13 protein-coding genes and 1 other annotated feature are annotated in these 13,975 nt (G+C 38.4%); of the genes, 1 reads left to right on the plus strand and 12 read right to left on the minus strand.

Annotated elements, in window-relative coordinates:
• The 8 genes from AB3H90_RS06725 to AB3H90_RS06760 are packed head-to-tail and all read right to left on the minus strand — an operon-like array spanning position 1 to position 7,914.
• On the minus strand, positions 1-1,377 hold the full coding sequence (locus AB3H90_RS06725) for a V-type ATP synthase subunit B (protein ID WP_010718636.1): 1,377 nt from the start codon (positions 1,375-1,377) through the stop codon (positions 1-3).
• Complete coding sequence (locus AB3H90_RS06730) at positions 1,370-3,151, minus strand: V-type ATP synthase subunit A (RefSeq protein WP_010718637.1); 1,782 nt, start codon at positions 3,149-3,151, stop codon at positions 1,370-1,372. The genes AB3H90_RS06725 and AB3H90_RS06730 overlap by 8 nt, the downstream gene beginning before the upstream one ends.
• A 20-nt stretch (positions 3,152-3,171) precedes the next feature.
• Entirely contained in the window at positions 3,172-3,483 is a 312-nt protein-coding gene (locus tag AB3H90_RS06735) for a V-type ATP synthase subunit F (RefSeq protein WP_010718638.1), read from the minus strand.
• Positions 3,473-4,459 carry a V-type ATPase subunit gene (locus AB3H90_RS06740; RefSeq protein WP_368016430.1) on the minus strand — a complete coding sequence of 329 codons (987 nt, stop codon included), beginning with the start codon at positions 4,457-4,459 and terminating at the stop codon, positions 3,473-3,475. The genes AB3H90_RS06735 and AB3H90_RS06740 overlap by 11 nt, the downstream gene beginning before the upstream one ends.
• 14 nt (positions 4,460-4,473) lie before the next feature.
• Positions 4,474-5,058: a V-type sodium ATPase subunit E gene (ntpE, locus tag AB3H90_RS06745; protein WP_063627423.1), complete on the minus strand. Its 585-nt coding sequence runs from the start codon at positions 5,056-5,058 to the stop codon at positions 4,474-4,476.
• A gap of 27 nt (positions 5,059-5,085) precedes the next feature.
• Positions 5,086-5,556: a V-type ATP synthase subunit K gene (locus AB3H90_RS06750; protein ID WP_010738015.1), complete on the minus strand. Its 471-nt coding sequence runs from the start codon at positions 5,554-5,556 to the stop codon at positions 5,086-5,088.
• Positions 5,557-5,579: 23 nt separating this feature from the next.
• Positions 5,580-7,574, minus strand: coding sequence for a V-type ATP synthase subunit I (locus AB3H90_RS06755; RefSeq protein WP_368016431.1), 1,995 nt, complete (start codon positions 7,572-7,574; stop codon positions 5,580-5,582).
• Positions 7,561-7,914: an ATPase V gene (locus AB3H90_RS06760; RefSeq protein WP_192924300.1), complete on the minus strand. Its 354-nt coding sequence runs from the start codon at positions 7,912-7,914 to the stop codon at positions 7,561-7,563. Before AB3H90_RS06760 ends, AB3H90_RS06755 begins: the two co-directional genes overlap by 14 nt.
• A gap of 107 nt (positions 7,915-8,021) precedes the next feature.
• Positions 8,022-8,070: a sequence feature (sodium ion sensor (DUF1646 type); this cis-regulatory element may regulate processes involved in with the transportation of sodium ions), on the minus strand.
• Positions 8,071-8,285: 215 nt separating this feature from the next.
• Here AB3H90_RS06760 and AB3H90_RS06765 point away from each other — a divergent pair.
• Complete coding sequence (locus AB3H90_RS06765; protein WP_368016432.1) at positions 8,286-9,005, plus strand: gamma-glutamyl-gamma-aminobutyrate hydrolase family protein; 720 nt, start codon at positions 8,286-8,288, stop codon at positions 9,003-9,005.
• A gap of 147 nt (positions 9,006-9,152) precedes the next feature.
• Here AB3H90_RS06765 and AB3H90_RS06770 read toward each other — a convergent pair whose 3' ends face one another.
• The 4 genes from AB3H90_RS06770 to trxA all read right to left on the minus strand — a co-directional run bounded on the left by AB3H90_RS06770 (position 9,153) and on the right by trxA (position 13,933).
• Positions 9,153-10,415, minus strand: coding sequence for an ABC transporter permease (locus tag AB3H90_RS06770; protein WP_010738019.1), 1,263 nt, complete (start codon positions 10,413-10,415; stop codon positions 9,153-9,155).
• Complete coding sequence (locus tag AB3H90_RS06775) at positions 10,408-11,307, minus strand: ABC transporter ATP-binding protein (protein ID WP_010718646.1); 900 nt, start codon at positions 11,305-11,307, stop codon at positions 10,408-10,410. Before AB3H90_RS06775 ends, AB3H90_RS06770 begins: the two co-directional genes overlap by 8 nt.
• A 337-nt stretch (positions 11,308-11,644) precedes the next feature.
• Positions 11,645-13,423 (minus strand): excinuclease ABC subunit UvrC, encoded by a 1,779-nt coding sequence (uvrC, locus tag AB3H90_RS06780; protein ID WP_053765715.1) that lies wholly within the window; start codon positions 13,421-13,423, stop codon positions 11,645-11,647.
• Positions 13,424-13,618: 195 nt separating this feature from the next.
• Positions 13,619-13,933: a thioredoxin gene (trxA, locus tag AB3H90_RS06785; protein WP_010718648.1), complete on the minus strand. Its 315-nt coding sequence runs from the start codon at positions 13,931-13,933 to the stop codon at positions 13,619-13,621.
• Positions 13,934-13,975: the final 42 nt, after the last annotated feature.

The following is a 13,975-nucleotide window of genomic DNA, read 5'->3' on the forward strand; positions in this document are numbered from 1 at the left end:
TCACTTCCCTTCTGGCAAATACTTATCCAGTAAATCATCCTTGATTCGTTTTAACTCGGTTCTTGGAAGCATCGCCAACAGTTCCCAACCTAAGTCAAGCGTTTCTGTGATCGTCCGATTGGTGTAAAATCCTTGGTTAACATATTCGTTTTCAAATCGTTCCGCAAATTTTGCATAGATTTTATCAATATCTGACAAGGCAGATTCACCTAAAACGACAGCTAATTCCTTCGCTTGTTTTCCTTGCGCATAGGCGGCAAACAATTGGTTCATCGTTGCTGCGTGGTCTTCTCTCGTTTTACCGGCACCTGTTCCTTTGTCCTTCAACCGTGAAAGAGAAGGCAAGACATCGATCGGTGGTTGAATCCCACTCTTATAAAGCTCTCTCGTTAAAATGATCTGACCTTCTGTGATATAACCCGTCAAATCGGGAATCGGATGAGTCTTATCATCTTCTGGCATCGTCAAAATCGGAATTTGAGTTACAGAACCTTTCAATCCTCTAATCCGTCCAGCCCGTTCAAATAAGGTGGCTAAGTTTGTGTAAAGATAGCCTGGATAACCACGACGGCCAGGAACTTCTCGACGTGCGGCCGAAATTTCTCTGAGCGCTTCTGCATAGTTGGTCATATCGGTCATGATGACTAAGACGTGCATGCCTTTTTCATAAGCTAAATATTCAGCGGCCGTCAATGCCATTCTTGGTGTGGCGATTCGTTCGATTGCTGGATCATTAGCTAAATTCATAAACATAACGGAGCGATCAATCGCACCTGTTTGTCTAAAGTCTTCCATAAAAAACTCGGCTTCTTCAAAAGTAATACCGATGGCAGCAAAAACCACAGCAAAATCATCGGAAGAATCCAAAACAGTTGCTTGGCGAGCAATTTGGGCAGCCAACTCTTTGTGTGGTAAACCTGAGCCAGAAAAAACCGGCAATTTTTGCCCACGGACTAATGTATTCAAATGATCGATTGCTGAAATCCCTGTTTGGATAAATTCATCGGGATAATCTCTGGCAATTGGATTGATTACTTCACCATTGATATCTAAATATTTTTCTGGCAAGATTTCAGGTCCATTGTCTTTTGGTCGACCAAGACCATCAAAAACCCGACCGATCATGTCTTCTGATACTCCTAATTGTAAAGGGTGTCCTAAAAAACGTACGGAAGAATTTTTTAGATTGATTCCACTGGTTCCTTCAAAGATCTGAACCATCGCTTTGTCTTCTTGGACTTCTAGTACTTGTCCACGACGAATCTCGCCGTTTTGCATCCGAACTTCAATCAATTCTTCATATTTGACTCCCGAAACTTTTTCGACTGCCATCAAAGGGCCGACCACTTCTTTGATTGTACGATATTCTTTAATCATCGGTCATCCCTCCTTCTGAAACAATCAATTGGATCGTTTCTTTGATTTCTTCATTTATACTACTAATTTTGGCTAACTCTTCTTCTGGAATATACTTGCTCCGACTAATGCGTTCTCTGACCGCTACCGTACCTTCCATGATTTCATTGAAGTACGCTCCCAGCGATAAGGCTTTTCGAGCTTCTTTCCCAAAAGTCAAAATAACTTTCAACATATTGAATTGTTTTTCTCTTGAAGTAAACGTATCTACATCATCAAAAGCATTTTGTTGTAAATAGTCTTCTCGAATCGATTTTGCTACTTCAAGGGTCAAGCGATCGTTATCAGAAAGCGAATCGATCCCTACCAAGCGCACGATTTCATTTAATTGTTCTTCTTCTTGCAAGATCCGCATGCCTTCAGTTACCATATCAGACCAATCCTGTTGTAAGATTTGATCCATATATCTGCCAACTTCTGTTGAATATAATGAGTAACTTTGGATCCAGTTAATCGATGGAAAATGTCTTTTTTGAGCAAGACTAGAATCTAATCCCCAGAAAACCTTCACCACACGTAAGGTATTTTGAGTCACTGGTTCAGAGATATCTCCACCAGAAGGAGAAACCGCACTGATGGCAGTGATACTGCCCTCACGTTGGTCAGAGCCTAGAGCAATGACACGTCCTGAACGTTCATAGTATTCAGCTAGACGAGAGCCCAGATAAGCGGGATAACCTTCATCACCAGGCATTTCTTCTAAACGTCCGCTCATTTCACGCAGTGCTTCTGCCCAACGAGAAGTGGAATCTGCCATGATTGCTACATCATACCCCATGTCACGGAAGTACTCGGCAATCGTGATTCCCGTATAAATAGAAGCTTCTCGAGCAGCTACTGGCATGTTCGATGTATTAGCGATCAACACAGTTCGTTCCATCAAAGACTCGCCCGTATTTGGATCGATCAGTTCAGGAAATTCATTGACGACATCCGTCATTTCATTTCCTCGTTCCCCACAACCAACGTAAACCACTAGATCTACGTCCGACCACTTAGCAATCTGGTGTTGCACAACTGTCTTCCCTGCACCAAACGGACCTGGAACGGCTGCCGCTCCTCCTTTAGTTACTGGGAAAAACGTGTCAATGACCCTTTGACCGGTGATCATCGGTACATCTGGATTTAATTTTTGTTTGATTGGTCGACCACGACGTACTGGCCATTTTTGCATCATCGTCAGCTCTTTTAAGCCTTGTTCCGTTTCGATCACACAAATCGGATCATCGATCGTAAATGATCCAGATTCAATTTTTTGTACAGTTCCTTTGATACCATTAGGGACCATGATTTTGTGCTGAATGATCTTCGTTTCATCCACGTACCCAATGATGTCTCCAGCACTTACTTCTGTTCCTTCTTCGATTGTCGCTTCAAACCACCATTGTTTCTCATGATCTAAAGCTGGTAATTGGACCCCACGTCCTAAGAAGTTACTTTGAGTCACTTCCATAAATGTATCCAGTGGTCTTTGAATCCCGTCAAACATTTGTGAAATGATTCCTGGTCCTAGCTCAACAGATAGTGCTTCCCCAGTTGAACGAACAGGTTCTCCGGGACCAATTCCTGAAGTTTCTTCATATACTTGAATAGACGCCACATCTTGACGCATCTCAATGATTTCGCCGATGACTCCTAAATCTCCCACTAAACACATGTCTTGAATACTTGCTTCTGACATATTTTCTGCCATAACGAGAGGACCGGAGACTTTTATGATTTTTCCAATTTGCAAATGACTATCTCCTTTTCCTATTATAAAATATTTTGTCCAACAGCTTTTTCCACACTATTTTGGATCTCTTCTAAACCGATACCAAGGGTTCCTTGATGACTAGGAATCAAAATGATCGCAGGTGTCAATTGTCCTTTATAGCGCTCAATCGTTTCAGGGACCAGATTTGCACATTGTTCGGTGATATAGATCACACCATATTCATTCTTAGCCATCTCATCGATTGTTTTTCTTATTTCAGTCTTTGTCGTACCATGCTGTACATCAAAGCCAAATAATCGAAAAGGCGAGACAGAATCCTTGTCACCTACTACTCCGATTTTATAAGTCATAGACCTGTCTCATCCTTTCTTTTAGTTGTTCCAGTGAAAAGTGATTTCGTTTGCCAATGATCAAAAGGCGCAGATTTTTACTTTCGACTTCTTTTGCGTTCAAAAAAGCTAGTAATGGTAACGGGCCAAACGCTTGTGTCTGTGCTACTTGATAAAAAGAACTTAAATAATCATCTTTCAATTGTTCCAAACTGACTAAATCAATCTGTTCTTCATGGATGACTTGCTTTAATAGCTCACTGTAATCTGTTGTCAGTAAAAACTGAGTAAAAGATGCCATTTCTCCACGAACAAAGGAAAGCAATGTGTCTTTCGGAATACTTCCTGAACTTGAAATAACTGTTGTCATAAAACCTGCAGAACATTGCTGCAAGATCCCTCTTGCTGTCGTGGTGATATTCGTTAAATCGATAAAAGCAATGATCTCTTCTAATAGTTCAGGGTAACCAAGCTGTTCCCCTAAGCGACGTTGCTCGGTTAGAAAACAACGGTCATAAATCACATCGATCCCTTGTAAAATAGTCGATTCTTCGCAATATTCATGAACTTCTCGAATATAATCCATGAGACTGTCTGGCAATTCCACCGACACTTGCGTGTGAATCGCATCTTTCAACACTTCCAGCGAATAAAATCCATCATGGATGTAAAGTTGATCAAGGTTTTGCCCTGTGATCTCAGCCTTTGTCAATACTTTCAAATTATGGAAAGTGTAACGCATCGTATAGATCCAAACGATTTCTGGTTCTGGTGCAGATTCTTTCAACCACTGGAATAATTTGCTGCGTTCCTGAGAGAGATTGGCTTCAAAATCCTTGTCAAAGCCGTCATAGATATACGGCTGATAGATCGTGGATTGTAAGATTTCTCCAAGTGAATCGATCGAATCGGTTTGGATCATTTGCTCAAACGTGTCTTTTGAAATCAACTCTAATTCTCTACCACGTATCAAGGGATTTAATTCATGATACTCCATTTGACAATCCCTCCTTAGTCAAATAATTCTTTGGCAATTTCAGCACTCATCGTCTCTTGAATTTCCTTGATCAAGTGACTAAATAAAAAGTTATATTGGATACCAGCATCATCAATGATCAACCCTGCTTGTGCTTTTTCAGTAAAGTCTTCCCGGATTAATTCAAAAGGAAGTTCTTCATTCCATTCAGCGATGACCGCAGGTGTTAAGATATCCGCTGATTTTTCTCCTGGGATCAAGCGAGCTGTGCCATTGATCGGTAATGTTTGGATCATTTGCTTCATCAACGCAAGTTGTTCTTCTTTTGGTTCATTTTCTAACTGAAGCGTTGCTTCCGTGAATAAACGCTGTAAAACTTCTTGTTTCACATTTAAGATTTCTTGTTTCACTTGCATTTTTTGCTTGTTTCTCAACTGGCGATAACTTCGTTCAATTTCTTCCAGTTTACTTGCTTTTTCTTTCTGAAAATCTGCTTCGATCTGCCACTTTTTCACTTCAAATTTTTGATCGATTTCTTTGCGCTTCATTTCTTCGAATGATGCACGTTCGAGTTGTGCTGTTTCATTTATTTGAGTGATGATTTTATCAATCGCATCCACCGTCATTCCTCCTTATAAGCTAGGCTATTACGCATTTAAGACCAGTAAGAAAGAAATAACGAAACCTAAGATGGCATATGTTTCAACCATCGCAGCAAAAATGATCCCTTTCGTTGCATGCTCAGGTTTTTTCGCTAGAATTTGAATACCAGCAGCTGCAACCTTCCCTTGAGCGATCCCTGAGAATAAACCAGTAAAGGCAATCGGTAAGGAAGCTCCTAAGAAGTTCAATCCTTGAACGACAGACATATCACTGCCTAAGTTGATAAAAATCAAGAAGGCGATAACGAAACCGTATAATCCTTGGGTACCTGGAAGTAATTGTAAAATTAACGCTTGTCCAAATTTTTCTGGTTGACTGGTCGTCAATGCTGCTGCCGCTTCCCCAGTCATTCCAACGCCTTTAGCAGACCCGATTCCTGAAAAAATCGTTGCTGTTGCCATCGCTAATACTGCAAATACCATTCCACCATTTTGAGTAATCAAATAATCCATCATTGTATCAAATTCCTCCAATATTTCTATTTTTTCTTATGATTGATGTTGACGTATTTCTCCACCGTTTTTAGTGGTTTGAAGGAACGCCCTCCTCCAGTGTAAAACTTTCCAAAAAATTCTACATATTGTAATCGTGCGCCATGTACATAGGCACTCAAAAGTGTTAAGAACATATTCAAAGCCTGTAGGACAATGATCAATAAAATTCCGACACTAAAACGAGCAGCTGGAGGCATAAAAGCAACTAACATGTTGAAAGCTGCGGCAATACTTCCTCCAGAGATTCCCAGTGCCATTAGCCGTGTATAGCTGACTAAGTCTCCGATATAGCCAGTTAGACCATATAAATTATACGCACCTTTGGCGATCCCCTTGGCTTTTGAAGAAGATTGAAAAACAGGAATGATCAAAATACATACGGCTGAAAGAACAGCTAATGCACCACCTAAATAAACAAAGGCGTTGTTTTTAAGGATCATCGTTCCCAATAAAATCAGAATGATACCAATCAAGATCCCTTGCCAAGCAAACCCATCATTCACGGCATCGATATATGCTTTTCGTTTGATATGTTCCTTAGCAGCAATAAATAGTCCGACTAAAATTTGGATCAAACCAAAAATTACGGATAAAATCAAGATCGTGTTGACATCATCTGTAGTAGACAAAATCGGAAATGGTAAATGAATACCAAAAATTTCTTTAGGCAATGCCGCCCCAAAAAATGAGCTGTAGATAAATCCCCAGATGATCGAAGGGATTGCTAGAATCTCAAAGAATTTTGCAAAACGTTGCATTCCCCGTGGCAATACCACTAATTTTTGGAGTAAAAATGCCCCTAAAAACATCAGTAACCCATACCCGATATCCGCCACCATCATGCCAAAAAAGACGAGGTAAAACGGCATCATCCACGGCGTTGGATCAACTTCTTCATACTTTGGTAAACTATACATCTCCGTTAACATTTCAAAAGGAGCAACGATCGGATGATTCTTTAGTTTGGTCGGTACTTCTTCAGCAATTTCATTGTCCGTTGGCTTGTCAAAGGTCAAATAGACTTCTTCACTTGCTAAGACATTTTGTAGCATGTGGATTAATTCTTGTTTTTCTTCATGATCCACCCAGCCTTGAATCAGAATCAGATAAGGAGTATGAATGATCCGGTCCTTGATTGCTTCTCGTTCAGAGCGAGCCAAGAAGATTTCTTCCGTCCATTCGAAATCTTTGATATACCCACTACAAGCTCCAATGGCTGAAGAGAGTTTCTTTTGTTGGTCCTTGATTTCCTGTAAACTTTGTTTTGCAGCAACTAACTGTTGCTGTGGTGTCCCCTCATACAGATAGTCTTCTTTAACAAATCCATAACGACTGGCGATTTCTTCCATGCGTGACTCGTCAGCTCGTAAAACAATGTAGGCAAAGTAAGTCGTTGTTGGTGAAGAGTTGATTTCTTCTAAATAGGCTTCGTTTATCTCAGCAACTTCAGCTTTAAAAGATTCAGCATTTTTAGCATTGACCGTTCCAATGACTAGCTTGGTCATTTGACTATCAAATGCTTTAGGTGCCAGATCCAGATTTTGCCAATTGAGCAACCAATTCTCTTGGTCTTCCAATTGTTGGCGTTCGTCTACCAGTTGCTCCCATTGTTCTTTCAAAAGTAAGACTTCTTCCAGCTTTTTCGAAAAAGCTTCTTCTGAATAATTTTTTTCCAAGGTGTCTAACGAAAGTTCACGCCTTTTTAAGTGTTGTTTTTTCTGACTTTTTTCGCCATGATGTTCGATAAATTGGATAGCTGTACGAATATCCGTTAATTTATAGGATAATTTCGCAAGTTCCTTGTCCTTATCGATCATCTCTGGTTCAGGAAAAAACGTCTCTACCCATTGATTGTTTTCAGATTCTTGGAACAGATCACGGATTTCTACTGCATGGAGTCCTTGAACTGCTTGCAACAAGATTTCACGATTTTTCTTATCTGAAATGAGAGTCACTTTTTCCATTTTAGTGACAGCCATTTTTTTGTTTCATCCTTTCAATGATCTCATTCGTTAAGTTCTTTTTCTTCGCTATTTCCTCTTCTTCTTTTTCTAAATATGTTTTTTCTATTTCAAGAACTTTTTGACGAAATTGTTCTAAAATCAATTCCAGTTTGTGCTGTTCGTCTTCAGTTACTTCCTCTTCATTTTTTCTTTTTTCTTTCATTAGCTTGGTTAATCGTTCTTGGAATTCTTTATTCAAATCGATTAATTCGTTATTTTTTAATTGTTCATATTGAGCAAGTTCTGCTTTGACCTGCTCTTCTTTTTTCTGATTATTCTCTTCTGCTTCTTTGATTCTTGTCAAAATTCGTGCCATTTCTGTCACAATCACTTCCCCCTTTCGATTAAAAAAGGACACATGCTCTCGTTACATTGAAAGTATGTGCCCTTTAGTTGACTAATGATGCTGAGCCCTTCAATATGTTCTTCTCACCCCTTGAAGAACGCGATCCTTGAAGCATTATGCCCAACCATTTTATTCGTGATTTAATTCTATTGTACCAAAATGACGAAAAAATTCAATAAGAACACCATATTTTTCCTCGGTAACTCTGTTTTTTTATAAGAAATTCTCATGAAAAAAATTTTTTCTTCATATGTATTCCCAAACTAGATCTATTTCAAATAGTTTTAAATTTTTTTTATTCTTGATAGAATAGAACGAATAGACGATTTGGAGGAATGTTTATGTTACCCATTATTGGAATTGCTGGAAATCAGTTGATCCGAGCGACAGATACTTTTCAAGGAAATCAAGTAACCTATACTCCCCAAGGCTTTGTCAATGCTGTGCAGCAGGCGAATGGTTTACCGATCGTTTTACCGATCTCATCCCCTAAGACTGCTTCTGCTTATATTGACCAAATCGATAAACTGATTTTAGCCGGTGGACAGGATATTTCCCCACAACTGTATCATGAACCTCCCCATCCAAAACTTTTAGAAACCAACCTTCAAAGAGATCTCTTTGAAGCAGCACTTATCAGCGAGGCACTCAAGCAAAACAAACCAATTTTTGCTGTCTGTCGTGGAATGCAACTCTTAAATGTCGTGCTTGGGGGGAGTTTGTATCAAGATTTAACCACTTATCCTAAGTGGTCAGTCAAACATGAACAGCATCCAACCGCCCCACAATTTGCTACTCATGAAGTAAAGATTTTACCCGACACTCTATTACATCAGCTACTACCTGATATTTATTTGGTAAACTCTTATCATCATCAGGCATTGAAAGAGCTGGCACCTTCATTAAAAGCCACAGCCTTTTCTCCTGATGGTCTAGTGGAAGGGATTGAAAGTCTCGATAAGGATGTTCGATTGTTTGGTGTACAATGGCATCCAGAGCTGACACATTCAAGCAATCCCACTGACCAAGGATTATTTGATTTTTTTGTTCAAGAATTTTAGTCCTTAAGGGATTGGGCAACGATTTTTTTCCTTTAGAATATCCTAAAAAATGCTGGCGTTATTTCGTAGATCAACCGAAATAACGCCAGCATTTAGTTTTTCATTTACCGTTTTCTTGTGCCGATACTGCTTTTAATAGTCAGTCGGTTAGGATTTTTTACGTTCATTTCTCATAATTGAAAGTGACTGTTTCAATGAACTCCATAAGCCACCTTCACTATAAACAAGAACATTCGATTTATACATATTCGCTGAGAAGAACATTAGCAGGAATGTGACAATGATTAACACTACAAGTGAAATCAATACACTAGTCATTCCAACTGTCTCATTCGCCAAACGAATCGGCATAATATAAGAAGAAAGGAACGGAATATAGGACGTGATCCGAATCACGATATTGTTTGGATCAGATGCGCCTAAGATCAACCCAAGCATATAGCCACCTAAAGAAAGATAAGTAACTGGTAAAATCGCTTTTGCTGTATCTTCTGCTTTGTTGACTAATGATCCACATAAAGCCGCTAAAACGGAGAAGATCAAGATACCAAAGAACATAAACAACAATGCGTACCATAAAAATGGTCCGATGATCTTATCTAGTGAAATATTCTCTATGATACTTTTTACAAAATCCATATGTTTAAATTGTTGGAATCCCACAGTCAAGATCACACCGTATAGAGCCATCTGCGTTAAAGCAACTAACAAGACACCAGTCAATTTACCATAAAAATGTTTTTGAGCTGTCGTACTTGATAAAATGACTTCCATGATTCGAGTTCCCTTTTCAGAAGCAATTTCTTGCGCGATGATTTGTGAATAAGTCAGGATAATGATAAATAAGATAATGGTTGCTGCATAACTAATCGCATATTGTACACCAGAATTATCTTCTCCAACTTTCATTTTGTTATTACTATCAAAACTTACTTTTTGTCTAGTCAAACTTGCTGGTTGACTAAGACTAGCTACTTCTTCAGGAGAAAGTCCCAGTTGGCTAGCTCGCAATAGTGATTGCAACCCAGTTAATTGCTGTTGGATCAACAATTGTGTACTTTGTCCTAACGAATTTTCACTGTAAAGTTGACCTTTTAGCTGATCGTTTTCGACCGTGACGACTAAATAGGCATCAATTTTTTCATCGGCTAATTCTTTTTGAGCTTGTGTTTGCGAATCAACCGCTTGAAAGCTGAACTCATCGGTTTTTACTTGTTCAAGCTGTTGCGTTACTTGTTGATTTTCGGACAATACACCAATTTTATTGATCTCACTGTTTTGCTGAGCAAAATTGCCTGCTAAATAAACGATTCCTATCATAATGAATGGCACTAAGATCATAATCAAGAAAGAGATAGATTTGACATTTTTTAAATAAACATCTTTTGTAATGATCCAAAATTTACGCATCAATCTCACCTGCTTTCATTTTGAATATCTCTTCTAAGGTAGGCGGTTGTTGATTGAACATTGGAATATAGCCAAATTGTGTTGCTCGGGTAAAGATTTCTTTTCCTACATCAGGATCGTTTAAAGTGATTTCAAGCGTTTGATCTTCATGAGTGACGACTTTTTCGACTCCTTCGATCATTGCAACTTCCTGCTGGGACAAGCCAGATTCTAAGAATAGCTTTGTACGTCCAAAAGAATTTCTGATTTCATGGACTTTCCCGCTTAACACCATTTTTCCATTACGTAACATAATTAAATGATCACAGATTTTTTCAACATTATCCATATTGTGACTGGAGAAAATAACACATGAGCCATGTTCTTTTAACTCAATGATCCCGTCTTTCAGCAATTCTGCATTGACTGGGTCAAGCCCACTAAACGGCTCATCCAATATGATCAATTTAGGTTCATGGATCAACGTAGCAATCAATTGGACTTTTTGTTGATTTCCTTTAGACAATGATTTTACTTTATCAGTTTTCTTTCCTTTTACTTGGAACTTTTCCATCCAAAAATCGATTTTTGGTTCGATCTCTTTTCTTTTTTTGCCTCTCAATTCAGCAAAATACAACAATTGCTCTTGAATCGTTACTTTCGGATACAACCCACGTTCTTCAGGAAGATAGCCAATAATGTCATAGTCTTTTTCTCCCAAAGGTTGTCCATTCCATAAAACTTCTCCTTGATCCTGTGTCAAAAAATCTAAGATCAATCGAAAAGTTGTGGTTTTTCCTGCCCCGTTTTGTCCGATCAGCCCCATAATCTTTCCATCAGGTATTTGAAAAGACACATGATCAACAGCGGTATAGTCTCCAAACGTCTTAACCAAATCTTTCACTTCTAACATCGTCTCACTCCTTCGTCTCCATTTCTTCTACCATATTCAGATAGTTCAGACAACTTAAATCGCATACAAATGCAAAAAATGAAATAGTCCAGAGATTCTTTATCAATTAAAGGTCCAAAGTTTATTGAAAAATGATTAGTTTAAAAAGAAAACCATTCTTTCCCACTTTTTCATTGAAACAACGACCATTTTTGACATTTATTCAGTCTAGGTTGGCTATAATCATTTCCAATAGTCATCATAGCGCTTCCCGCCTCGTCGAACTAAAACGAATTCTACATCATTTGTTATACAAAAAATCATAGGACACTTTACGTGGTTTGTAAAGTGTCCTATGCTAGTTCTCATGCAATTTATCAAAAACATTTTGAGCAACATTTTTTGGTAGCCCAATTTGTTGGAGTTCTTCCATCGTCGCTGCCGTAACATTTTTCAACGATTTAAATTCTTTTAGAAGTAATTTTTTTCTTTTCGGTCCTAATCCTTCGATTTCATCCAGCTTAGAAGCAAAACTATTTTTACTTCGTAGTTGTCTATGGAAGGTGATCGCAAACCGATGGACCTCATCTTGGACCCGTTGAAGTAAAAAGAACTCGGGCGAATTTCTTTCCAATGGAACCACCGAAAGTTCATTTCCAAAAAGGAGTTCATTCGTTTTATGCTTATCATTTTTAGCCATACCAGCCACTGGTATGTCGATCCCAAGTTGATTTTCTAAAACATCTTTGGCGACATCTACTTGCCCTTTCCCACCATCGATCAAAATCAAATCAGGTAAAGGAAGCCCTTCTCGAATGACACGAGAATATCTTCGATAGATCACTTCTCGCATCGAAGCATAATCATCTGGTCCTGTGACCGTTTTGATTTTATATTTGCGGTATTCTTTTTTTGCTGGCTTTCCATCGATGAATACCACCATTGCCGCTACTGGATTGGTTCCCATGATATTCGAATTATCGAAGGATTCAATCCGAACAGGTGTAGGAATATTCATGGCATTCCCTAAACGTTCCACTGCCCCAATCGTTCGTTCTTGCTTTCTAGCAATCAAATCAAATCGTTCATTCAATGCAACCGTAGCATTTTTATTCGCAAGTTCTACTAATTTTTTCTTTTCACCACGTTTGGGTTGTAAAACTTTTGTGGACAACAATGCCTCCACACTCGGTTGATCGATCGTGTTAGGAATCAAGACTTCTTTAGGAATAAAATGTTCATTTTCTTGATAAAACTGCCCGATATAAGTCAGAAAATCCTCTTCTGCTTCATTATAAAAAGGAAACATCGACACATCCCGTTCAATCAATTTCCCCTGTCTGACAAAGAATACTTGGACACACATCCAGCCTTTGTCAATGGCATAACCAAAAACATCTCGATCCACCAGATCTGTATTGGTCATTTTTTGACGAGTCATAATCGTTTCAATGGCTCGTATCTGATCGCGGTATTCTGCCGCTTTTTCAAATTCCATCTTTTCAGCAGCTTGGACCATTTTTTGGTGGATTTCTGATTCAACTTTTTCATAGCCACCATTTAAAAAGCTTTTAACTTCATCAACGATTTTCGTGTAAACTTGTGGATCAACATCAAAATAATAAGGACAAAGGCATTGTCCTAAGTGATAATACAAACACGGTTCTTTCGTTTGGCTAGGTTTACACTTGCGTAACGGAAACAACCGATCAAGGATTTTTTTGGTTTCGTTGGCTGCGCCAACATCTGGATATGGTCCAAAATAAACTGCTTTGTCTTTTAACACTTTACGTGTAATGACTAAGCGTGGGTACTTTTCGTTTGTGATTTTCAAAAAAGGATACGTTTTATCATCTTTCAACATGATATTGTATTTAGGATCATTTTTCTTGATCAAATTGATTTCTAAAAGTAAAGCTTCGATATTGGATTCTGTAACGATATATTCAAAGTCTTCGATCTCACTAACTAATCGTTCGGTTTTGGTATTATGACTACCTGTAAAGTAGGAACGGACTCTATTTTTGAGAATCTTTGCTTTCCCAACATAGATGATGGTACCATTTTTATCTTTCATCAAGTAGCAGCCAGGTTGATCAGGAAGTAAGGCTAATTTATTTTTGATACGTTCGTTCATGAAATACTTCCTTTCAAATTTCATTGAATTAATTATAACATGTCTGTCAAAAAGAATCGTAATCGGCTCATTTGTTTCCTAGACTTGTTTGAGGGTTTAGATAAACTAGAGAAAGATTTTACTGAAATTTATGCTAAGGACAAAAAAACCGAGATATCAATCCATTGATTGATATCTCAGTAACATTCCAGATGTTTATAAATATTGATCGATCATTTGACGTAATTGCTCTTTCGAGTGTACACCAACCGCTTTTTCAACGACTTGCCCATCTTTTTTCAACAATAATGTTGGAATACTCATAATCCCAAATTGTTGAGGTGTTTGTGGGTTTTCATCTACATCCATTTTTACGATTCGGAATTCATCTTCATCGTATTCTTCTGACAGCTGATCTAAAATTGGTGCTTGCATGCGACAAGGTCCACACCAAGTTGCCCAAAAGTCGATTAATACTAAGCCTTTATCTGTTTCTTCGTTAAATGTCGTATCTGTAACTACTTGTGACATATCAAAGACCTCCATTTTTTAGTCTAGAGTCATTATAGCACC

It is taken from the genome of Enterococcus sp. C63 (assembly GCF_040887215.1).
GTDB lineage: Bacteria > Bacillota > Bacilli > Lactobacillales > Enterococcaceae > Enterococcus_B > Enterococcus_B hirae.